The sequence below is a fragment of the Lysinibacillus sp. C5.1 genome, assembly GCF_016350185.1.
GTDB classification, from domain to species: Bacteria; Bacillota; Bacilli; order Bacillales_A; family Planococcaceae; genus Lysinibacillus; species Lysinibacillus sphaericus.
Genome location: NZ_CP066226.1, coordinates 2,231,509 through 2,252,688 on the forward strand (window position 1 = coordinate 2,231,509; position 21,180 = coordinate 2,252,688).

Below are 21,180 nucleotides of genomic sequence, written 5' to 3' on the forward strand. Positions count from 1 at the left end.
TCTCGTCGTTTACGAAAAAAACTTTCATTTTACTGATAAATGACTGTTTACAAGACGGCATTTATTAGCTACTATCAGTGTGAGTATTAGTTCAAAGGAGACGACAATAATGTCCACACAACGTATAGAAAAAGATTTTTTAGGTGAAAGAGTATTACCAGCAGATGCTTATTACGGGATTCAAACGCTTCGTGCAACAGAAAACTTCCCAATTACAGGCTATAAAATTCACCCAGCCCTAATTAAAGCAATGGGTATTGTAAAAAAAGCAGCAGCATTAGGTAATATGGAAGTACACCTATTATCAAAAGAAATTGGAGAGGCTATTGTCGAGGCTGCACAAGAAGTCATCGATGGTAAATGGGATGCTGAATTTCTAGTAGACCCAATCCAAGGTGGTGCAGGCACTTCTATTAATATGAATGCGAATGAAGTTATTGCGAACCGTGCTCTTGAAATTTTGGGTAAAGCAAAAGGGGACTATCAAACGATTAGCCCGAACAGTCATGTTAATATGTCACAATCAACAAACGATGCCTTCCCTACAGCGATTCATATTGCTGTATTAAATTTAATCGATGAGCTTCTGGTGACGATGGAAAATATGCAAGCCGTATTCCATCAAAAAGCAGAGCAATTTGCACATGTTATTAAAATGGGACGTACGCACTTACAAGATGCTGTACCAATTCGCTTAGGACAAGAGTTTGAGGCTTATTGTCGCGTAATTAACCGTGATATTGTTCGTATCCGTCAAACACGTCCAAACTTATATGATGTCAATATGGGGGCAACAGCTGTCGGTACTGGGCTTAACGCTTTCCCAGACTATATTAAATCTGTAGACCAACATCTAGCTGAAATTTCTGGCTTACCATTAAAAGGTGCTACACATTTGGTAGACGCTACGCAAAATACAGACGCTTATACGGAAGTGTCAGGGGCACTAAAAATTTGTATGATTAATATGTCTAAAATTGCGAATGACCTTCGTTTAATGGCATCTGGTCCTCGTGCAGGTTTAGGAGAAATTATTTTACCAGCACGTCAACCTGGTTCATCTATTATGCCTGGTAAAGTAAATCCTGTAATGCCAGAAGTGCTAAACCAAGTTGCATTCCAAGTAATTGGGAATGACCATACAATTTCTTTAGCATCTGAAGCGGGTCAATTAGAATTAAACGTAATGGAACCAGTGCTTGTATTCAACTTAATTCAATCAATTAGCATAATGAATAACGTTTTCCGTGCATTTACAGAAAACTGTTTAAAAGATATCGAAGCAAATGAAGAACGTATGAAGGAATATGTAGAGAAAAGTGTGGGTGTCTTAACAGCAGTCAATCCACATATCGGTTATGAAGTAGCTGCTCGTCTTGCACGTGAAGCAATTCTTACAGGTCGTTCAATTCGTGAACTTTGTATTGAAGCAGGTGTCTTAACGAAAGAGCAATTGGATTTAATTTTAGATCCATATGAAATGACACATCCAGGTATCGCTGGTTCTAGTATGATGAAATTAAAATAATTTCTAAAGAGGCTGGGACAAAAGAGAAAAGGTGTTAGATTGATGGCAGTCAATCTAACACCTTTTTGTTGCGACGATGTTGTTCGCTTCGGCGGTGCTTTGCGCGGGCACACACGTAAGTCCAACCCTCGCTAACGCGCGGAATGCCCGCGTCTTACACTGTGTGCGTTCTGAGCAGGAGTCACCGCCTCCGCTACTAACAACTAGTGAACTCTTCTAATTTTTTATTTATTGCAAAAGCAAGAATAGCTAAGTTCTCCATGTAGAAAAATTTATGAACACCTTTCCTCTGTTCCTTAAATTATTTTAGTTTTGTCCTAACCTTTATCTTTTTTTAGTATACCAATATACATATAAAAGATGGGCGTATTTCTATCAATCTTAGGATAAATAAACTATAATAATGGTATTATAGTAATATTATAGTTAGGGGATTTTGGTATGACTTTACGAAAAAAAAGTATTTTTGGGTTTTCATTATTAAATTTAATAATGATTGTAGTATTAATTATAGATCTTGCTAATTTAACAGCATTAGCATGGCTATCTACAATATTAACGATTATTGGTATCTCCATTACTTTATCCTATATCTTCTATGTTAAATATAAAGTGATTCAACCTATTAACCAATTATCTAATGCTGCGAAAGCAATTTCAGTAGGTAACTTTGACTCTGATGTCATTACTGTACAAGACAATAGTGAGATTTCAGAATTAGCAAAAGCTTTTATAGAGATGAAAGAGCAATTGCGTACGATGACACTAACAATTGCCAACAGTTCGACAGATTTATCTGCCAGTATCGAAGAGTTGTCTGCAAGTACAAATGAAATTACAATGGCTGTGGAAGAAGTTGACCATCAAATGGAAAAAACGTCAAATGGCCTTAAACAAGCCGCACAATCGGCAAACAATAGTGCTGTTGCAATGCAGGAAACAGTAGATGGCATTGAGCGTATTTCGATTGCCACACAGGATGTTTTCAACCACGCGAAAGAAGCGAATGATATCGCAGGTAATGGTGCAGAAATTTTGCATGTTGCGAAAAACCAGATGGAGTTTATTTCATCGTCAACAGATAAAACGAGTACCTTAATAAAACACTTATCAAATAAAATGACAGATATTAAAAAAATGACAGAAATGATTACAACGATTACAGATCAAACGAATTTACTTGCTCTAAATGCTGCGATTGAAGCGGCACGTGCTGGAGAACATGGGAAAGGTTTTGCGGTCGTTGCGGAAGAAGTTCGTCATTTAGCAGAGCAATCCAAGCATTCTGCTATTCAAATTGTGGACCTTGTAGTAGGTATTGAAAATGATACGAAACAAGTTTCTGTGGCTGTGGAAGAAGACTTGAAAAATGTTCAACAGGGGGTCTATGTCATTGATGAAGCAACAAAATCTTTTGGCAATATTTCGCAGCACGTGAGCCAAATGACTGACCAACTCGAAGGCATTTCGACAACTGTAAATTACTTGTCAAATCGTGCAAATGAGGTAGCTAATCTCGTGTCAACAATTGCAGGGGGTATGGATCAATTGTCCAGCTATACAGAAGCTGTGCTACAGTCAATGGATGAGCAAACGGCTTCCATGCAAGCAGTCAATCAAGTTTCACAGGAATTAACGATACAGGCTGATGATTTACAAAAGATTACAAATCAAATTCATGTATAAATTAACAACGGATAGTTATTTAGGTGATAGATAGTCATTTTAGCAAGTGCACATACATTTAGGCTGCTGTTTGACTTTAAAATACGACTACTTTACAATATAATGTAATAGTTTAGTAGGAATTTTCCAATAAATTCCTTAACAACTGAATAGCGTGTAGTAAGAGGTGTAAATTGCATGCAATTTACTTAAAAGGGAAGTCGGTGAAAATCCGACGCTGTCCCGCAACTGTGAATGTGAGCGTCTTTTCAAATTATGACCACTGTCAAACGACGGGAAGGTGAAAAGAAGCGATGACCATAAGTCAGGAGACCTGCCTGTTACGAGTACACACCATAAACCTACGAGGAATAGGAGGTGGCATGTTGACAAAACAGAATAATCTGTTCGTCACAGTACGTCAAACAACCAACACCAAAGGATGTAAAGGGATACGGCATCAAGCCAAATCGCTTCCATTGGTGCACTGTTTGATGTTATCGGATGAATGATATTTTTTAAGTACGATAGCCATAATCACGGATTTCCTCTACATTTGTAGGAAATCCGTATTTTTTATGTAATCGATACCTTTGTTTTGAAAATATGTACGAGAAGAGGTGCAAGTATGACAAAAATTCAGGTATGTTCAACACGAGAAAAGAAAAATGTTGATATGAAGATTTGTAAGCAACCGCGCATGGAAGTTGCCAAGCAACGAAAAACGAGAATGGTCATTGAGGCGCTAGTTGATCAGTTTTTAGCCACAGGGCTTATTCCGCACGATCGATTGTTTGACTGCATTTTTTATAATAAAGACATTATTTGGATTCAAAATGATGTCTATGAAGGATACCTATTTGCAAAAGCAAGTGTGGCTGATGAATTGAAAACAAAAAAGAATGGTTTTATGATGTATATGCCGACCAATCCGATTGTTTATGAAGTAAATGAAGAGGCCTATCATTTAATTACACGCATCGATTCAATTCGAGCTAAACCCAATTTGGATCGCCTGAATGTAGAGCCCAAACCTATTTTAAGTGCTGCAAGAGTCAATGATTTACTATGTTCGATGGTAATGCGTTTTTATCAAACGTATTTGCAAGACTTATCGTTATCAATTCAGGAAAATCAAGATTATAGTAAAATACAACATTTAATAGACTATGTAGAGGGTGAATATGCTCAGTTTTTACAAAGTGTAAAAGAATTAAATGATTATCATTTAAATTGGCATCCGCGTGGCAATGGTCATCAATTGTTGCTGCAACGCATTGAGCAATTACAGATTTTAAAAAGTAAACCTGGGTCGGTTCTTGTGGATTTCTCAAATCATCATGGGTATGTGATTGTGGAGTCAGCGAATTCTTTGAAAAGGAAAACGAAAAAAGCGTTGTAAATTTTTATATCTGTATCGATATGCATACTATGCAATATTCGATTTTTTTCTGAAAGGCATCGAGAAATTTCGATGCCTTTTTATTTTATAGACAATGCATGGCTGCTTTTGCCTCATACCATGGAACTGCATAGCCTTTTCCTTTTGCACAAAAAATACTTGACGACGTATAGTCAGGATCAGCCTGTTTATTATAATTAATTTGTTCGATTATTGCCTCGCTATTATGACATATATCATAGCCATCGAATTGTAAAGATAAAGAGCCTTTGCCGTTTGTGTAAGTAGCAAAAGTAGTACTATAGTGCATAAATGTTGCAACTGGTACACGTCCTGTTAAAATGACTTGCTCCTCTGACAAGATCGGTGAGTCAAAAGTACCGTCTGCTTGTTGGATATCGTTCATCATTCTGCCGATAAAATCATTGGATGCTTTCATTTTGAAGCGGTAATAGGGCTCAAGTAAGATATTTTCGGCTTGTTCTAGCCCTTGTCTTAATGCACGGAAAGTAGCTTCCCGAAAATCTCCTCCTTCGGTATGCTTGATATGAGCTCGTCCTGTCAACAGTGTAAAGCGAATATCAGTAACAGGAGAACCAGTTAATAAACCGTGATGCTCGCGTTCAAATAAATGTTTTTCGATAAGGCGTTGGTGACCTACTGATAAATCATCAGCATGACAGGCATTAACAAACGTATTCCCAGTTCCGCGGATGTTCGGCTCCATGAATAAGTGTACCTCGGCATAATGCTTGAGCGGTTCGAAATGTCCGTAGCCTGTTACAGTCGTTGCAATAGTTTCCATATACAAAATTTGAGGTTTATCAAAGGTAATAACAAGTGAAAAACGATTTTTTAATACTTCAGCAAGTACTTCAAGTTGTATGACACCCATAATATGTACATGAATTTCTTGGAATTTTTCTTGCCAAACGACGCGTAACGATGGCTCCTCGGCTTCCAGTAAACGAAAAATCTGTAAAATTTCCTTTATATGCTGTTGCCCTTCATACAGTACTTTTGCTTGTAATGTAGGCACAAGTTCATAAGGTTTTGGGAGTAGTGTACTTCCTAAAATGTCTCCTATCTTCGCCAGGCTAAGCCCTTTCACTGCAAAAATGTCTCCTGCTTGTACGGCTTGGGTTGTCTGAAAACGACGCCCATTATACAGCCTAATTTCAGTTATTTTTTCGGTAACATCGCCAAATGCAAAGTCATCACGAGTATGCAATGTTCCTTGTAAAGCTTTTATAAAAGTTAAGCGTTGTGTGCCATCATGGCGAATTTTAAATACTTCCCCTTGAAAGGGTGCTTGATGGTCGAAGTGTGTCTCTGTCAGGAGAGGAAGCTGTGATACAAATTCCTTGATCCCAATATCTTTTAAAGCAGCACCAACAAAGCAGGGAAATGCTCGCTCTTCGTTAATCATCTTTTGTAATTGTGACAGGCACGTTGAGGCATCGAGTGTATCTGTTAAAAAGGCCTCGAGTAGTTGTTCATCGCGCTCGGCTAGCCACTCTGCAATATAGCTTTGTATAAAATCTTTGCGTAATGGGGAATCGATTAATAGGATGTTGTCGGAACAGTCTTTTTGTAATTGGTTCATCACCGCATTGATATCTGCCCCTTCGCGGTCGATTTTATTTATAAAGAAAAAGGTTGGTATATGGTATTGACGGAGCAATTGCCAAACCGTTTCTGTATGACCTTGTACACCCTCTACTGCACTGACAATAATGATGGCATAATCCATTACACGTATAGCACGCTCCATCTCAGGTGAAAAGTCTACATGCCCGGGTGTGTCAATCAGCGTATATGTATCATTTTCTATTTGCATCCGTCCTTGTTCCGCAAAAATGGTAATTCCTCGGGCTTGTTCAATTGCATGATTATCTAAAAATGTATCTTGATGATCGACTCTTCCACGAGATTGGATACTATTTGTGTGAAATAATAATTGCTCACAAAAAGTTGTTTTTCCTGCATCGACATGTGCGAGCACACCAATCGTTTTATACATAAAAATCCTCATTTCTAATGTAGTCTCTTCTCATTGTACCAGAATGATCGCTCAAACATTTCGTGACAAATAGTTCGCATTCGTGTTTAAATAGTGATAGTTTATTAACAAGTATCATTTATGGATTTTTTTGTGCGATTGAAATCAAAAATACCTTCTGCTAGTCTATTTTTATAACTAAAAACTGCTATATATTGGTGCAAATGGCTTTAGTCATTTGCTTAAAAGGGAAATCGGTGAAATTCCGATGCTGTCCCGCAACTGTAAATGGGGAGTTTATACAATAGTCACTGTAGTTGAACTATGGGAAGACGTATAAGCGATGAACCTAAGCCAGGATACCTGCCAATATGTATTTTTTACTTAACACCACGAGGATGGTGATAGTGATTGTTTAAATACCCAATGTATTTATCACTATGACACCCTCTTGGAAACAAGGGGTTTTTTTTATGTGCTAGTAGCAAGGAAATCATTGATTTCTTCCTATACAAATCCAAATACATAACTAAAGGAGAAATGGAACCATGAACAAATGGAAAGGCATGTGGCTAGTTGTTGCCATTGCGATTATAAGCATTTTAGGCGCTTGTAGTGCGAAAGACAATTCGCAAAGTGCTGCACAAAGTGAGCATATCGAGCCTGCTCAAAGCGAGACGACAGAAGTAACCATTGACAATAATGGTACTACACAAGTTTATACAGAAGCACCTAAAAAGGCGATTAGTTTAAATCAGCATGTAACGGAAATTATGTTAGCTTTAGGCTTAGAAGATTCAATGGTTGGTACAGCCTATTTGGATGATAAAATTTATGAACCTTTACAAGCTGCCTACGAAAAAGTACCAGTAATAGCAGAGCAGTATCCAACAAAAGAACAAGTGATAGATAGTGAAGCCGATTTTTTATACGCTGGATGGAAAAGTGGCTTTAGTGAAAAGGGTGTTGGTACACCAGAAGAATTAGAGACACTTGGTATCCACACATATTTACATCAATCTTCAAGTATAACGAAACCAACGCTAGATGATATTTTTAGGGATATTCGCAATATCGCAAAAATTTTCCGTGTTGAAGATCGAGGAGAAGCATTAGTCGATCAAATGACAAAAGAAGTTGATGCAGTACGTGCAAAGTTACCGCAAGGGGAAAAGGAGCTACGTGTGCTTGTCTATGATAGTGGAGATAAGGAAGTCTTTACTGCTGCTCAAAATTTTATGAATGAGCTTGTCACTGTCGCTGGTGGTAAAAACATTTTTGGTGAAGTTGAATCTGGATGGACAACTGTCTCAAAAGAAGAAACAGTAGAACGCAATCCGGAAGTAATTGTCGTGATTGATTATGGTTCTCAAAGTGCTGAAGACAAAATACATTTCCTGAAAAATGATCCTGCATTAAAGGAAACAGATGCTGTGCACAATGAGCGTTTTGTCATATTACCACTTTCAGCTGCTTCAGAAGGGGTTCGTGCGGCAGAGGCTATCAACATTTTGGCTAAAGGATTCTATCCAGAAAATTTTTAATAACTTCAGAGAGCTAGCTATATGCTAGCTTTTTTTAAGGAGAATAAAAAATGAATGCATTTCGTTCAAATATACCAGAATGTACATTTGAAAAATTAAATATAGATGGTCAATTTACTCGTCTAGCAGTAAGTCCTGGTATTATCAATAAACATTATACACCCGCGCAATTTCAAAAAATTGCAGAAGTCGTAGGGGACAGTGGGGCCATTAAATATTCAGCATACTATAATCTATTGTTGTCTATCCCTACGCAAACAGTTCAAGACGTTATAAGTGAACTGCAAGAAGCGGGCTTATATATGACACCATCAGGCTCCATCGTTGCGTTCAAGGCTTGTGATTTTTGTGATGGAGAGAGGATGGAAGCGGCGGAGATAACAGAACAATTATACATTGAGTTGCAGGGACAAACGGTGCCTTCCAGACTGCGTTTAAATGTCAATGGCTGTGCGTCCGCTTGCTATAATGCCGTCTATGATGATATTGGACTTGTCTATCAAAAAGATAGCTTCGATGTTTATTTAGGTGCTATTCCAATGGGGGCAAAAGCACAGGCGGGTACACTATTTGCTAAAGGCGTTTCCGCGCAAGAAATAGCCAGCTTTTTACAGCGTATAATTGGGGTATATCAACAACATGCACGGCCAAATGAGCCGTTCTATAAATTTTATCGCAGAACGAATACTGCTGAATATTGGCAAATAATGCATAATGTAAAATAAAGTAAAGTTATCCTTTTCGTTGTTTATGTACGATGACAGTATCGTTATCCAAAATGATAGATAGACCCTATGGAGCGAAGAACGGGAAGCAACTTGTACTCAAGTGTTAGATTGACTAATGTCAATTTAACACTTTTTCTTTTTCTTAAATTGGACATATATACCGGCAGTTTAGTTGAATAAATCATATGTCATGTGCTCACGCTAAGTCGATTACATTTTAAGGGGATGTAGAAATGTTTAATCGTTTATCAGCACAAAATGGTGTGTTTCGATTACCGCCAATACAGCGCAAAAATAATAAAGAGTTAGATGTTGCTATTGCAGATCTTGAAGCAAGAGGATTTCGTTTAGTAAGACGCGGGATTCAAAATGAGAAAAAGCAACCCCATTCATCGTACAATAAAGTTTGGGCTATTATGGAAAAATTGATGACTTAAAATATAGGGAAAAATAACAAAAAGCTGCTTTGATTTCTCTCAGCAGCCCTATAAGTAGTGAAACACTACGAACTTATATTTTGTCTTTTTATTGTCATTCTATACTTTAAATAATGCATAGACATAATTAAAGATTTTGACAAACTATTTTTGACTGAATGTAACTGTTACTAGAAGTATTAGATAAGGTATATATGTATACAGTTTTGTCAATCTAGTGCTATACGGGAATCCGCATAAGAAAGAATTTGTATTGCTTGATGGCATGCCAAAAGTTAGCAGCATTAAAGCCTCATGTAATGATCACTGCTCATGGTGTACTAATGGTTAGTGAAGAATTGAGTGCGGCACTGCGAAAATTTTGTGAATGATTTCGTTCACATTGCCCACACTAAAAATTATAAGAATGAAGTGATAGGTCCCTAAAGATTGAAGATTTTAGGGGCTTTTATTAGTGCCAATTATTAACTTCATTTGTACTATTTAATTGAAGGTGTAATCGCTGTGACATTAGGGAATAATAACACAAACTTAGAGAAAGAAGGAATGATTATAAAAACCCATGAAGAGAATAATCGTTCAATGCTAAAAAATGGACATCCTTATGCAAAGCAAAATGTATGGTCAGGGTTTCTTTTTGGTATAGGATTAGTTGCATTTATAGATGAAACCTTTTTTCATCAACTATTACGCTGGCATCATTTTTACGATAAATCGACAACTGATATTGGTTTAATATCGGATGGTTTTTTCCACGCATTTAGTTGGTTTGCGACAATTGCAGGTTTATTTTTATTTGCAGATTTACGTCGCAAAAATGGACTAAGGTTAGCAAGATGGCTAGGTGGTGTATTTTTAGGAGCAGGAGGGTTTCAATTATATGATGGTATTATTCAACATAAGTTAATGCGGATACATCAGATAAGGTATGTAGAAAATGTAATAACATACGATTTAATTTGGAATATCCTTGCTGCAATACTACTCATTATAGGGATTTATCTTACTATCCGTACTAAAAACGCTTATCACATACAAGAGGCTACATCTTATGAGCGCTAAACATAGTAATCATATTGCTCAGATGAATCAGGACGGCTTTCTACACGATTATGCACAACTATTTTTTTTATTGTTATTTAGTATTTTATTAATCATGTATATTAGTGCTATTGTTATTTCAAATCGTCATTATAAAACGTGGCCCCTTTATCGCATTGTATGTTTTGTTTTAGGGATAGTATTAGCGGTTATAGCGGTTGCTGGGCCTTTAGCAAATCGTGCAACGATGGATTTTACGGCACATATGGTGAGTCATTTACTTTTAGGCATGTTAGCGCCATTGCTTATTGTGATGGCAGCGCCTATGACACTTTTACTAAGAACTTTGAGTACTTCATTAGCACGTGCACTTACCAAAATACTAAAAAGCTGGCCTCTTCGTATACTTACACATCCAATAGTTGCGACTTTACTGAATATCGGAGGGCTTTGGTTATTATACACGACTAACCTATATGCACTTATGCATGACAATAGTTACTTACATGTAGTTGTCCATTTACATGTATTTCTAGCGGGGTATGTATTTACAATCTCTATTCTTTATGTAGACCCCGTACCTTACAGAAAATCCTTTATTTACAGAGCAATCGTTTTAATTATAGCATTGGCCGGACATGGAATTTTATCAAAATATATTTATGCGCATCCGCCTGAAGGTGTGCCAATAGCACAAGCAGAAATCGGAAGTAAGGTTATGTATTATGGTGGAGATGTAATTGATGCGATGATCATTTTCATGCTTTGCTTACAATGGTACAAAGCAGTAAGACCGCGAATAGTAGAACCGATGCAAAAAAGCGATAGTTTAGAAAATCGACAAATTGATTCTGTCTAGCACCATTTTTACTGAATATGTTTTCAGCGCATTCGCGTAAAAATTGTTGATAACGAAATGGGGAATGATTATAAATTTGGCGTCAATACGCTCAAAAAAAGTGTTAGGTTGACTGAAGGAAGGTGGTCTAACACTTTTGTTTTTTTATGGATTGGTAGTCATAAAAAGGGAATAAAGCTTTTACTTTCACTCTCGCTTTTAGATGTTGAGTCAAAGCTTTTGCTATGTCAGATAAAGAACTTAATGGAAGCTTGATTTAAGAAAAACTAGTAGACAAAGTTGAAAAACTCGACTTTGTCTACTAGCTTTGTGAGTGACTTTACTTAAGTCACACTTTTTAGTTTAGCTTTTGAATAAAAACAACTTTTAAGTAGTTGAATTCAGGATGCTCACGTGGCACACGGAAATCCTTTGGTAAACCGTATTCCTCCACAATTTTATAACGAGTATGCGTGTCATTAAATGCTTGCTCGATAAATCCTTTAAATTTTTTCATACCAAAGCTTGCATTATTCGTAGAAGCCACAATAATACCATTTTTTTCAGTTATTGCGATTGCATCCTTTAATAGCTTAGGATAGTCTTTAGCAGTTGAAAACGTAATTTGTTTTGTTCGAGCAAAGCTAGGAGGATCTAATACAACGAGGTCAAATTTCAACTGATGGCGTTGTGCATATTTGAAATAATGGAATACATCCATTACTTTAATATCCTGTGCTTCATAGTCAATATCATTGACACTAAATTGCTCAATTGTTTTGGCTAAACTACGTTTGGCTACATCGACACTTGTCGTTTTTATAGCTCCACCTAGAGCTGCTGCTACAGAAAACGCACCTGTATACGAAAATGTATTTAACACAGTTTTAGCTTTTGAATAGCGTTCACGAATAGCAAGTCGTACTTCACGCTGGTCGAGGAAAATGCCTGTCATAGCACCATCATTTAAATGGACAGCGTAATTCATGCCATTTTCCTTCACGATTAGTGGAAACTCACCAGGCGTGCCCATTACAAAATCGTCTTGTTCGATATATTGCCCTTTACTATCAAAACGCTTTTTCTCATATATCGCTTTATAGTTTACGGTTTCTGAAAGTGCCTCATAAATGACCTCTTTAAATGAATAAATGCCGGCACTATACCAACTCACCATATAATAGCCATCGAAGAAGTCAATTGTTATACCACCGATGCCATCACCTTCGCCATTAAAGACACGAAAAGCAGTCGTATTAGGATTGTTAAAGAATAATTCACGATTTTGAACGGCTTTTTTAATTTTTTTTGCAAAAAAGGTCTTGTCAATTTCTTCATCGGCATCGGTTGTTAACAGCCAGCCAATGCCTTTATTTTGGATACCATAATAGCCAGTCCCAATAAACCGGTTATGAATATCTAATAGACGAAGTAAGGCACCTTCTTCAGAAGGTAATTTACGTGTATCAACGGCATCTTTTAAAATAAGCGGATAACCCTTTTTTAATGGTCCTGCAAATTGATTGTTAATTTGTAAAGCAATAGTTTGTGTCATGTTGTCATCCTTTAAAAAACATTTTGCTCTATTATCGCATTGTTTAGTAGCATTACACAAACTTATTTCACGAATGTCGCAATTTTTTCAACTGTTTCAATTGTGGCTGCTTCAAAAAACGCCATTTTACTGAAGTAACTATGAATCAAACCAGCCATAGGGATATGTTCTACATAAACACCCGCCCTAGCTAATTTTTGAGCATATGCAAGTCCTTCATCGTAGAGTACATCTGCTTCTGCCGCAATAATCATTGTTTTGGGAAGAACGCTCAAGTTTTCAATGTGCAAAGGGGAGACAAGTGGATTCGTAAAGTAGTTTGTCTCCGTATATTGCCCTGCAAACCATTGCATCCCTTGTTTATCTAAACCAAAGTGTTCGCCATAAGCATTATAAGAATCCGTCGTAAAATCAAGATTTACAACAGGGTAAATCAATGCTTGCGCAGTGATTTTAGGGCCATTAAATGTAGCAGCTAAATAGCTAACAACAGTTGCTAAGTTTCCTCCTGCACTATCACCAGCTACTGATAATTGGCTATTATCACCACCAAAAGTTGCAATGTTATCAAAAACCCACAGTAAACCATCATAGGCATCGTGTAAAGGTATTGGGAATGGGTATTCTGGTGCTAAGCGATAATCGATAGATACGACAATGGCATGGGCTTTGTCTGCAAGTAGCCGACAACCTGCATCAGCGGATTCTAAATTGCCGAATACCCAGCCACCACCGTGATAATAAATAATTACGGGTAATTTTTCTGCCTGTTCCGGAATGTAAATACGAATATTTATTTCTTGGCCATCACGCACGCTAATTTTTTTATTTTCTATAGAAGCAAGTTGTGGTGAATGGCTAGATTGCCATGGTGGAACTGTACGTGAGTTTCTTGCTTCCTGTGGTGTCATTTCATAATAATGGGGTATTCTAGCTGTTTCTTGAATATAGCGAATAGCCTCTTTTGTTAAACGTGTCATGATCATCATCCTTTAATCGTTTAAGTATTAATTCTTATTATAAACTATTCTTATAATTTTACTAGGTTTTAGTATCAATTAAGAAAATTATTTTAATAATGAGCAGAAATATTCCGATAGTAAAGTAAAAATATGTTTATAATAGAATGAAGGATATAACTTGGAGGGTAAGCATGATTTCATTAATAGTAGCACATGATCATAACCATGTTATTGGCTATGAAAACGGTATGCCGTGGCATTTACCGGGAGATTTACAATATTTTAAGGTAAAAACGATGGGTAAGCCTATGATTATGGGACGTAAAACATTTGAATCGATTGGACGACCGCTACCAGGACGACGAAATATTGTCGTTACACGTGATGCAAATTATCGTGCGGATGGAATAGAAACGGCGACAAGTATTGAGGAAGCTCTTGCGTTAGCAGGGGACGTGCCGGAAATCATGATTATTGGCGGTGAACAAATTTTTAGACTATCTATGGAGCTAACGGATCGCATATACATTACAAAAATTAATCATTCTTTTAAAGGGGATACTTTTTTTCCAGCATATGAAGAAGAGTTTGTTTTAGTTGCGTCACAAGAACCAGAAACAGCACCTGAAGGTTACACATTTCAATATCAAATTTTTGAACGCAGACAATGACATAGGATTTAGCAGCAAATAATAGTTGTCCTACTTGTAAAAAACGCACAGTGTGAGCTTTTTTATTAGAAGTCAAGTTAGAAGCTGAAACTATTATTAATAGTGAATTCTAATTTAATATCACACATTATATATAGAAATTAAAGGGATAGAAGAGCTTACATAAATTGGCTCTATCTATCCTCTTTTTTAACACAGATGCCCCAATTTACTACAACATTAAATCAATCTAATGTTGCAGTAATTTAAAAGGAGCTTATATCAATTATTAATTGTACAGTAAAGCCTAATTCTTAAACTTCTATGTCATAATATAGGTTGTTTTCTAAAAGATTGTTGCTATTCAACTAACGATGCAGGTTAGTTGAATAGTGTTGTTAACTCTCACATAACAACTTGTCTATATTTTTCCATTATTGGTATTATTGTTGGTTTCGCAAATACGATGAAGTACAATTTAATATGTGGGAAATTCAAACCGCATTTAAAGAAAAACATACGCAGGGAGGATATAATGATTAAGAATAAATTTCTAGAGATGATTGAACAGTCAAATATTGCAAATCATAAAGAGTATTTATCTCAAGTATTGAGGCCAGCAATTGATATACTTAGGCATACAGATGCCGAACCACAATTGGGCTGTAGTCGTTTTGGAGGAGCACCTGATTTACCAATTGGTAGCGAATGGCCAACGTATGAGAAAAAGCCTTATCGCTTCCTTGGCCAGATCAATTTCGCAGAAATCACTTCAACTGAAAGAGGTCTGCCATCGAAAGGACTCCTAGGTCTCTTTGTAGCAGATGATTATGATAATGAAGATGATAGTTATCTAGAGGCGTTTGAGGACGGATATATTCATGGTATCTATATTCCCGAAACAACGAATCTTGAGACGATGATGCCACCCCATTCAGATATTGGCAAGACCACAGTGATTGAGTTTCTCCCGACTATTGATATTCCTTATGACGAATACCAGTTGAAGGACTGGCCTTTCGATGATGCACAGAGCGACATATACACCGAAATCCGGGATTCTCTACATAAAAGTTCGGACTATCTTCTAGGCTACCCTTCGCATTCTACACTAGCATATGATCCAACGCCTGGAGCAGAATGGATCTCACTTTTAACCGTTGATTCGGATGAGAGTCTTGAGTGGTGTTGGCATGACGGCGATAAATTAATGATATTTATTGAAATAGAACGACTGAAAAACTTGGACTTTAGTAAGCTAAAGTCAGATGCAGGCTAAAGAGCAATTAGGAAAAAGAGATTTATGAAACATTTCACTTAGTGTAACGGGGTGCTTTAGTTGAAGAAGAGACAGCAATCGCTGTCTCTTTTTACTCCTTAAATGATTCAAAATGAGCTTTAACCCATTTATTTTCGTTTTCTGAAATATACTGTTCAGCAAGAATTAGTCTTTGTGCAAGTTCTTGCTTTGATAGTTTCATATACTTCCTATGAAGATTGTCAAGATTACGATTGGGTTTAAGCATTTGGAAACTAACGTCCAGATTCAAGTTGTTTGTTTTAATTCCTTTGTTATTTTCTCTCTGTTTAAAGGTTTTACTATGTTGCTTGTAATATTCATACAACTCTTCATTTGACCGTATTGTATTTTCGTGAATCCCTTAACTTCGGTATCGCCTTCTTTAGACCATTGAGCAACATTGGCAAAAGAGACAGGTATACCCTTGTTTATTAACCAATCAATTGTTTCTTTGCCTATTCGTATCGCCCAGTCACTAAGTCTTTTATGATTTTCGGTTAGCCAAGGCCGTTTATTTTTTGAATTGAATGGTGGGGTCACTGTTCAATCAACACAATTTCTTTCAGTTCAGTACGAGCGTGTTGACTTTAGGTTTTATAGTACTTTTCTGTTCAAACTCACTAACTGGAATCATTAATTAAGTTTCAATAAATCAGATTCAATAATTCTCCAACCTTCTTTATCGCTATTTCTATATGCGTTAGGGAATTGCCTGACCGTATCCAACGTTTAATAGTTTCTTCGTGCTTATCTAATAAGTCAGCCACTTCTTTTACTTTATATTCTTTCAAGCTATTGCCTCCAAACAGAATGTATGTTTCGTTAATATTCGTTCTGTTTTACCACAACATTTAATTAATATAAATATTTACTTATAATGGGTAGAGGTGGTGATAAACGGGGTCTTTAGAGGTCTAGCAAACAAAAAAGTACACCACTAGATTATGAGTGATGTACTAATTATTTAATATAATGTGTGACATTAAAGACAACCTCTTGATATTACTGTTTAAATTTTATCGAGTAACACCGTGCGTTGTCTTTTATATTCGATGTGGATGCATAAATTTATAAATACAGATACACACAAGCATACATTGAACCACACCCTGCTAACACAAACAGATGCCAAATTGTATGATTATAAGGAAGTGAGCGCCACGCGTAAAAGATAGCACCAATTGTATAGAACAAACCACCAGCTAATAAATAAGCAAAGCCATCACTCCCTAAGAACAGATAGATTGGCTTTATGGCAAAAATAATTAGCCAACCCATAACAATGTAGAAAACAAGAGATAGGATATTAAAACGATGAATAAAAAAGCATTTAAATAACACCCCAAGTAAGGCTAGCGACCATATGATACATAATAGTGTTATGCCCAATGTATCTCCAAGTGCGATTAATAAAAATGGTGTGTAGGTCCCAGCAATTAAAATATAAATAGCGGAATGGTCGAGGATAGCAAAAAAATATTTATATTTTTCAGGCAGACTATGGAGTAAGGTTGACATCATAAACAAGATAATGACAGACGCACCGAAAATACTAAAAGTTGTAATATACAGTGCTCGCCCGTTGTGAACGGCCGTTAATAGTAACATTACAAGTGCTGGAATACTTGCGAGCAACCCTACCCCGTGAGTAATGGCATTCCACAATTCTTCCTTCCGTGTTTTATAGTCAAATGAATTCATCATTGTACACCCTTCCTTCGTTCTATATTTACAATAGCCTATTCAGTGGACTATTCCTATGTATGTTTGTCATATATTTACTTATCTAAAATGTCATGTCGATTTATAGAGGAAAATGTTAGACAAATTTAATGAAAAAAGGCTATAGTATCCAAGGTAGCGTAAATGAAAAGACTTGAAATAGACAAGTCAGATGACAAATGTCATGTTTACATATGGAAACATTAGTCTATATAATAATTTCAATGAAGTAAAAGGATGTGTCGAAGTGGGACGAATTCATATTGTAACGGACTCAACTTGTGATTTAACAAAAGAAGAAGTAATGCAACACGGTATACATATTGTGCCGTTAACCATTCAAATTGATGGGAAAACGTATATAGATGGAGTGGATTTAGAGCCACAAACTTTTTTAGGTTTAATGAAAAATGCGAAAGATTTGCCGAAAAGTTCTCAACCTGCACCAGGGAAATTTAAAGAATTGTACGACGAGCTTGGAAAAGATGGAGATCAAATACTTTCCATTCATATGACAGGTGGCATGAGTGGAACAGTCGAATCAGCTCGACAGGCGGCACAAATGACAGATGCAAATGTAACTGTCATTGATTCTCGCTTTATTGCAATTGGGCTTGCGATACAATTACGAGAGGCCATTAAAATGCGCGATGCAGGAGCGACTGTGCAAGAAATCGTCGCACGTTTAGACAAAGTACGTGAAAATACACATTTATATGTGATTGTTGATACACTTGAAAATTTAATTAAGGGCGGTCGAATTGGTAAAGGAACAGGCTTTATCGGTTCTTTGCTCAACATAAAAGTAATTGCGAACTTAGAAGGTGGCGCATATAATCCTGTGTCAAAAGTTCGTAGTCACAAACAGGTTGTCAATTACTTATTTAAGCAATTCCAAGCTGATACTGCTGGTAAATCAGTAAAAGCTGTGGGAATTTCACATGCTGACGGTTTAACAACAATGGGTGGTCCCTTAAAAGAATTAGTAGAAGGAACAGGCTTTGATGAGGTAGAAATTGCCTTTACCTCTCCCATTATTTCTACACATACCGGTCCAGGTGCAATTGGTTTTATTTATTTTGCCGAATAATTGATAAGAGCTGCTACATAAGTAATTGTAGTAGCTTTTTACTGTTCTTAGTCAGCTTGGAAGATGGTTAACAAGTATTGAGATGAATATGCTTAGATTTTTCTTGATAAATTGGAGCATCGTCACTTTTCTTTGTCGTGACAACTATCTATAATAGAACTAACAGCAAATGATGGAAGGTGGTCAAATGGGCATCTGGCGAATTATTTTGTCATGTTTGACCGTCTTAATACTAAGTGGTTGTGCAATATCAATAGATGAACCGAGTCCGCAGGCTGACGATGAACATGAACAGTCAGGGACGGAGCAAGATATGAGACAGGATGAGCAACAAGCAGAGGAAGAGACAAAGCACTCTAGTAATGTATTGACGCAAATTTTTGAACATTTTTTTGAGCCTACACCAGAGGATTTACGGCAAATTGATGATGACAACGCAAAACAACTACATTACTTGGCACTTGGAGATTCATTAACAGACGGTGTCGGGGATGAGTATAGTCAAGACGGTTATGTTGGAAGATTAGCAGATTCAATGTTAGCTTGGACTTCGATATCAGAAGTTAAGGTTGAGAATCGGGGAAAAAGAGGAAGACGTAGCGATCAGCTATTAAAATTATTAAAAAAAGGGCATTATGATGAAGAGTTACAACAAGCACAGCTTATTTCATTAACAATGGGTGGCAATGATGTAATGAAAGTCGTCAAAAAGGACTTGTTTAACTTAAAAAGAGATGCCTTTGATAAGGAATTATTAACCTATGAGAATCGTTACAGTAAAATAATTGACAATATACGTGCAAAAAATCCAACTGTACCGTTATTACTTATCGGGTTTTATAATCCCTTTTCAATTGTCACCAATGAGGCCAATGAATTTGATACGATTATTACAGAATGGAATAGCGTTATCAAAGAAATAGCAAGTAAGGATTCAAACGCTTGTTATGTCTCTGTAGAAGACTTGTTTGATTCAAATGAAGAACTGGTCTATCACACGGATTTTTTTCACCCCAATGCAAAGGGGTATGATAAAATGACGGAGCGAATTTTAGCAGCAATGGAGCAATGTAAAATGGAACAAAAAATTAATAAGGAAATAGGCTTCGGGGAGTGAAAAAATGAATAAATGGAAATTCGCATTTTTTGCGTTAGCAGGTATGGTTATTTTTTCAATTCTCCTCGTCGTTTATTTAGCAACGAAGCCAGTTGAAGGATTTGAATTAGCGAAGAGTGCAGACAGTGAAGAAAACGTAACAGGTAATGTTCTTGTAGTACAAACGACTACGAAAGAGTTGGAGTCAATTACCAAAAAATATTTAAAGGACACAGCTAAAGGCTCACCATTGCCATTGGATTTTACCATTGGAGATGATATTGAATTACGAAGTAAATTAACTGTTTTTTATACAGAAATTCCGATTTCAATGAATTTTGACCCGATCGTTGATGAAAAAGGCAATATTATTTTAAAGCAAACAGGGATGAATGTAGGGCTTTTAAACATTCCGCCGGAGACGACCATGAAAATTATGCGAGATTCGGTGGATTTCCCTTCATGGATTACGGTGAATCCAAATAAAGCTGAAATTTATATTGATTTATCGCGAGTAAATATTGCTTCAGGTTCGAGGGTTCGTGCGAAGGAATTAGACTTACCGAACGATAAGATTTTATTGGAAATTATCGTCCCAGGAAAATAAGGAGTGAAAATAAATGGCAATACAATATGCGACATTTGCAGGCGGCTGTTTTTGGTGTATGGTCAAGCCATTCGATGAAACACCGGGCATTAAAGCTGTCGTTTCTGGTTACACTGGTGGACATGTTGAAAATCCAAGCTATGAACAAGTCTGTTCGGAAACAACAGGTCATGTAGAAGCGGTTCAAATTACATTTGATGATGACATCTATTCATACGAGCAATTATTAGCTACATTTTGGACATTAATTGACCCAACGGATGCTGGTGGGCAATTTTTTGATCGTGGACAATCCTATACAACGGCCATTTTTTACCATGATGAAGAGCAGCGTGAATTAGCTGAACGTTCAAAGGCAGATTTAGAAGCTTCTCGTAAGTTTGATAAGCCGATTGCTGTAAAAATTTTGCCTGCAAGCACATTTTATGCTGCGGAGGACTACCATCAATATTATTATAAAAAAAATCCAATGCACTACGAACGTTATGCAGTAGGTTCTGGTCGCAAGGCATTTCAGGAACAACATTGGGGGCATAAAAAATGAATAAAGAGCAACGTTTAAAAGAACTGACAGATATGCAATACTATGTAACGCAGGAAAATGGGACTGAGCCACCGTTTCGTAATGAATATGATCAACATTTTGAAGAAGGAATTTATGTAGATATTGTTTCAGGAAAGCCACTCTTTAGCTCCCATGATAAATTCAATTCTGGTTGTGGATGGCCAGCATTCGCAAAACCAATTGCACAAGAGCATGTGACGGAGCATTTTGATACTTCTCATGGAATGCGTCGTGTAGAGGTAAGAAGTAAGGAAGCTGATTCTCATCTAGGACATGTCTTCCCAGACGGTCCTCAAGAGTTAGGTGGTTTGCGTTATTGTATCAATTCTGCATCACTTCGTTTTATTCCAAAAGCGGATTTAGAACAAGAAGGCTACGCTGAATATAGCGCCTTATTTAAGTAATAAGCAAAACGCCTAGTACGCTTCTCGTGCAGGCGTTTTTTTTG

20 protein-coding genes and 2 riboswitches are annotated in these 21,180 nt (G+C 36.8%); of the genes, 15 read left to right on the forward strand and 5 right to left on the reverse strand.

The window, feature by feature from the left end; genetic code table 11:
* Positions 1-109: 109 nt before the first annotated feature.
* The 3 genes from aspA to I5435_RS10795 all read left to right on the forward strand — a co-directional run bounded on the left by aspA (position 110) and on the right by I5435_RS10795 (position 4,595).
* Positions 110-1,528: an aspartate ammonia-lyase gene (aspA, locus tag I5435_RS10785; RefSeq protein ID WP_024364103.1), complete on the forward strand. Its 1,419-nt coding sequence runs from the start codon at positions 110-112 to the stop codon at positions 1,526-1,528.
* Positions 1,529-1,969: 441 nt separating this feature from the next.
* Positions 1,970-3,214 (forward strand): methyl-accepting chemotaxis protein, encoded by a 1,245-nt coding sequence (locus I5435_RS10790; protein WP_337983797.1) that lies wholly within the window; start codon positions 1,970-1,972, stop codon positions 3,212-3,214.
* Positions 3,215-3,361: 147 nt separating this feature from the next.
* Positions 3,362-3,549, forward strand: a riboswitch (cobalamin riboswitch).
* A 272-nt stretch (positions 3,550-3,821) separates the two neighbouring features.
* On the forward strand, positions 3,822-4,595 hold the full coding sequence (locus tag I5435_RS10795) for a hypothetical protein (RefSeq protein WP_337983798.1): 774 nt from the start codon (positions 3,822-3,824) through the stop codon (positions 4,593-4,595).
* 85 nt (positions 4,596-4,680) lie between these two features.
* On the opposite strand, the gene I5435_RS10800 is transcribed toward I5435_RS10795, so the two are convergent.
* Positions 4,681-6,618, reverse strand: coding sequence for a GTP-binding protein (locus tag I5435_RS10800; protein ID WP_337983799.1), 1,938 nt, complete (start codon positions 6,616-6,618; stop codon positions 4,681-4,683).
* A 178-nt stretch (positions 6,619-6,796) separates the two neighbouring features.
* Positions 6,797-6,982, forward strand: a riboswitch (cobalamin riboswitch).
* A 163-nt stretch (positions 6,983-7,145) separates the two neighbouring features.
* Here I5435_RS10800 and I5435_RS10805 point away from each other — a divergent pair.
* The 5 genes from I5435_RS10805 (at position 7,146) to I5435_RS10825 (ending at position 11,206) form a co-directional block, all read left to right on the forward strand.
* The gene (locus I5435_RS10805; protein ID WP_025219607.1) at positions 7,146-8,141 is read left to right on the forward strand and encodes an ABC transporter substrate-binding protein; all 996 of its coding nucleotides are present in this window, start codon (positions 7,146-7,148) and stop codon (positions 8,139-8,141) included.
* 50 nt (positions 8,142-8,191) lie between these two features.
* Complete coding sequence (locus I5435_RS10810; protein ID WP_337983800.1) at positions 8,192-8,866, forward strand: precorrin-3B methylase; 675 nt, start codon at positions 8,192-8,194, stop codon at positions 8,864-8,866.
* Positions 8,867-9,102: 236 nt separating this feature from the next.
* Positions 9,103-9,306, forward strand: a complete 204-nt coding sequence (locus I5435_RS10815; RefSeq protein ID WP_024364109.1) for a hypothetical protein — start codon at positions 9,103-9,105, stop codon at positions 9,304-9,306.
* A 546-nt stretch (positions 9,307-9,852) separates the two neighbouring features.
* Positions 9,853-10,368: a DUF2243 domain-containing protein gene (locus I5435_RS10820; RefSeq protein ID WP_337983862.1), complete on the forward strand. Its 516-nt coding sequence runs from the start codon at positions 9,853-9,855 to the stop codon at positions 10,366-10,368.
* Positions 10,369-10,390: 22 nt separating this feature from the next.
* The gene (locus I5435_RS10825) at positions 10,391-11,206 is read left to right on the forward strand and encodes a cytochrome c oxidase assembly protein (protein ID WP_025219604.1); all 816 of its coding nucleotides are present in this window, start codon (positions 10,391-10,393) and stop codon (positions 11,204-11,206) included.
* A 337-nt stretch (positions 11,207-11,543) separates the two neighbouring features.
* Here I5435_RS10825 and I5435_RS10830 read toward each other — a convergent pair whose 3' ends face one another.
* Both I5435_RS10830 and I5435_RS10835 read right to left on the reverse strand, forming a co-directional pair.
* Positions 11,544-12,740, reverse strand: coding sequence for a class I SAM-dependent rRNA methyltransferase (locus tag I5435_RS10830; protein WP_108030284.1), 1,197 nt, complete (start codon positions 12,738-12,740; stop codon positions 11,544-11,546).
* Positions 12,741-12,802: 62 nt separating this feature from the next.
* Positions 12,803-13,720, reverse strand: a complete 918-nt coding sequence (locus I5435_RS10835; protein ID WP_337983801.1) for an alpha/beta hydrolase — start codon at positions 13,718-13,720, stop codon at positions 12,803-12,805.
* 173 nt (positions 13,721-13,893) lie between these two features.
* Between I5435_RS10835 and I5435_RS10840 the strand changes: the two genes are divergently transcribed.
* Both I5435_RS10840 and I5435_RS10845 read left to right on the forward strand, forming a co-directional pair.
* Complete coding sequence (locus I5435_RS10840) at positions 13,894-14,373, forward strand: dihydrofolate reductase (protein ID WP_337983802.1); 480 nt, start codon at positions 13,894-13,896, stop codon at positions 14,371-14,373.
* A gap of 514 nt (positions 14,374-14,887) precedes the next feature.
* Positions 14,888-15,631 carry a YwqG family protein gene (locus I5435_RS10845; RefSeq protein ID WP_337983803.1) on the forward strand — a complete coding sequence of 248 codons (744 nt, stop codon included), beginning with the start codon at positions 14,888-14,890 and terminating at the stop codon, positions 15,629-15,631.
* A gap of 665 nt (positions 15,632-16,296) precedes the next feature.
* On the opposite strand, the gene I5435_RS10850 is transcribed toward I5435_RS10845, so the two are convergent.
* Both I5435_RS10850 and trhA read right to left on the reverse strand, forming a co-directional pair.
* The gene (locus tag I5435_RS10850; protein ID WP_337983804.1) at positions 16,297-16,443 is read right to left on the reverse strand and encodes a MerR family transcriptional regulator; all 147 of its coding nucleotides are present in this window, start codon (positions 16,441-16,443) and stop codon (positions 16,297-16,299) included.
* 277 nt (positions 16,444-16,720) lie between these two features.
* Entirely contained in the window at positions 16,721-17,356 is a 636-nt protein-coding gene (trhA, locus tag I5435_RS10855) for a PAQR family membrane homeostasis protein TrhA (protein WP_024364117.1), read from the reverse strand.
* Positions 17,357-17,621: 265 nt separating this feature from the next.
* On the opposite strand from trhA, the gene I5435_RS10860 reads away from it, so the two are divergent.
* The 5 genes from I5435_RS10860 to msrB all read left to right on the forward strand — a co-directional run bounded on the left by I5435_RS10860 (position 17,622) and on the right by msrB (position 21,136).
* Entirely contained in the window at positions 17,622-18,464 is an 843-nt protein-coding gene (locus I5435_RS10860; RefSeq protein WP_025219595.1) for a DegV family protein, read from the forward strand.
* 187 nt (positions 18,465-18,651) lie between these two features.
* The gene (locus tag I5435_RS10865) at positions 18,652-19,581 is read left to right on the forward strand and encodes a GDSL-type esterase/lipase family protein (protein WP_229386789.1); all 930 of its coding nucleotides are present in this window, start codon (positions 18,652-18,654) and stop codon (positions 19,579-19,581) included.
* Between the two features lie 4 nt (positions 19,582-19,585).
* The gene (locus I5435_RS10870) at positions 19,586-20,167 is read left to right on the forward strand and encodes a YpmS family protein (protein WP_024364120.1); all 582 of its coding nucleotides are present in this window, start codon (positions 19,586-19,588) and stop codon (positions 20,165-20,167) included.
* A 13-nt stretch (positions 20,168-20,180) separates the two neighbouring features.
* Positions 20,181-20,711: a peptide-methionine (S)-S-oxide reductase MsrA gene (gene msrA, locus I5435_RS10875; RefSeq protein WP_024364121.1), complete on the forward strand. Its 531-nt coding sequence runs from the start codon at positions 20,181-20,183 to the stop codon at positions 20,709-20,711.
* Positions 20,708-21,136, forward strand: a complete 429-nt coding sequence (gene msrB / locus I5435_RS10880; RefSeq protein ID WP_025219593.1) for a peptide-methionine (R)-S-oxide reductase MsrB — start codon at positions 20,708-20,710, stop codon at positions 21,134-21,136. Before msrA ends, msrB begins: the two co-directional genes overlap by 4 nt.
* The last annotated feature ends 44 nt before the right edge of the window (positions 21,137-21,180 follow it).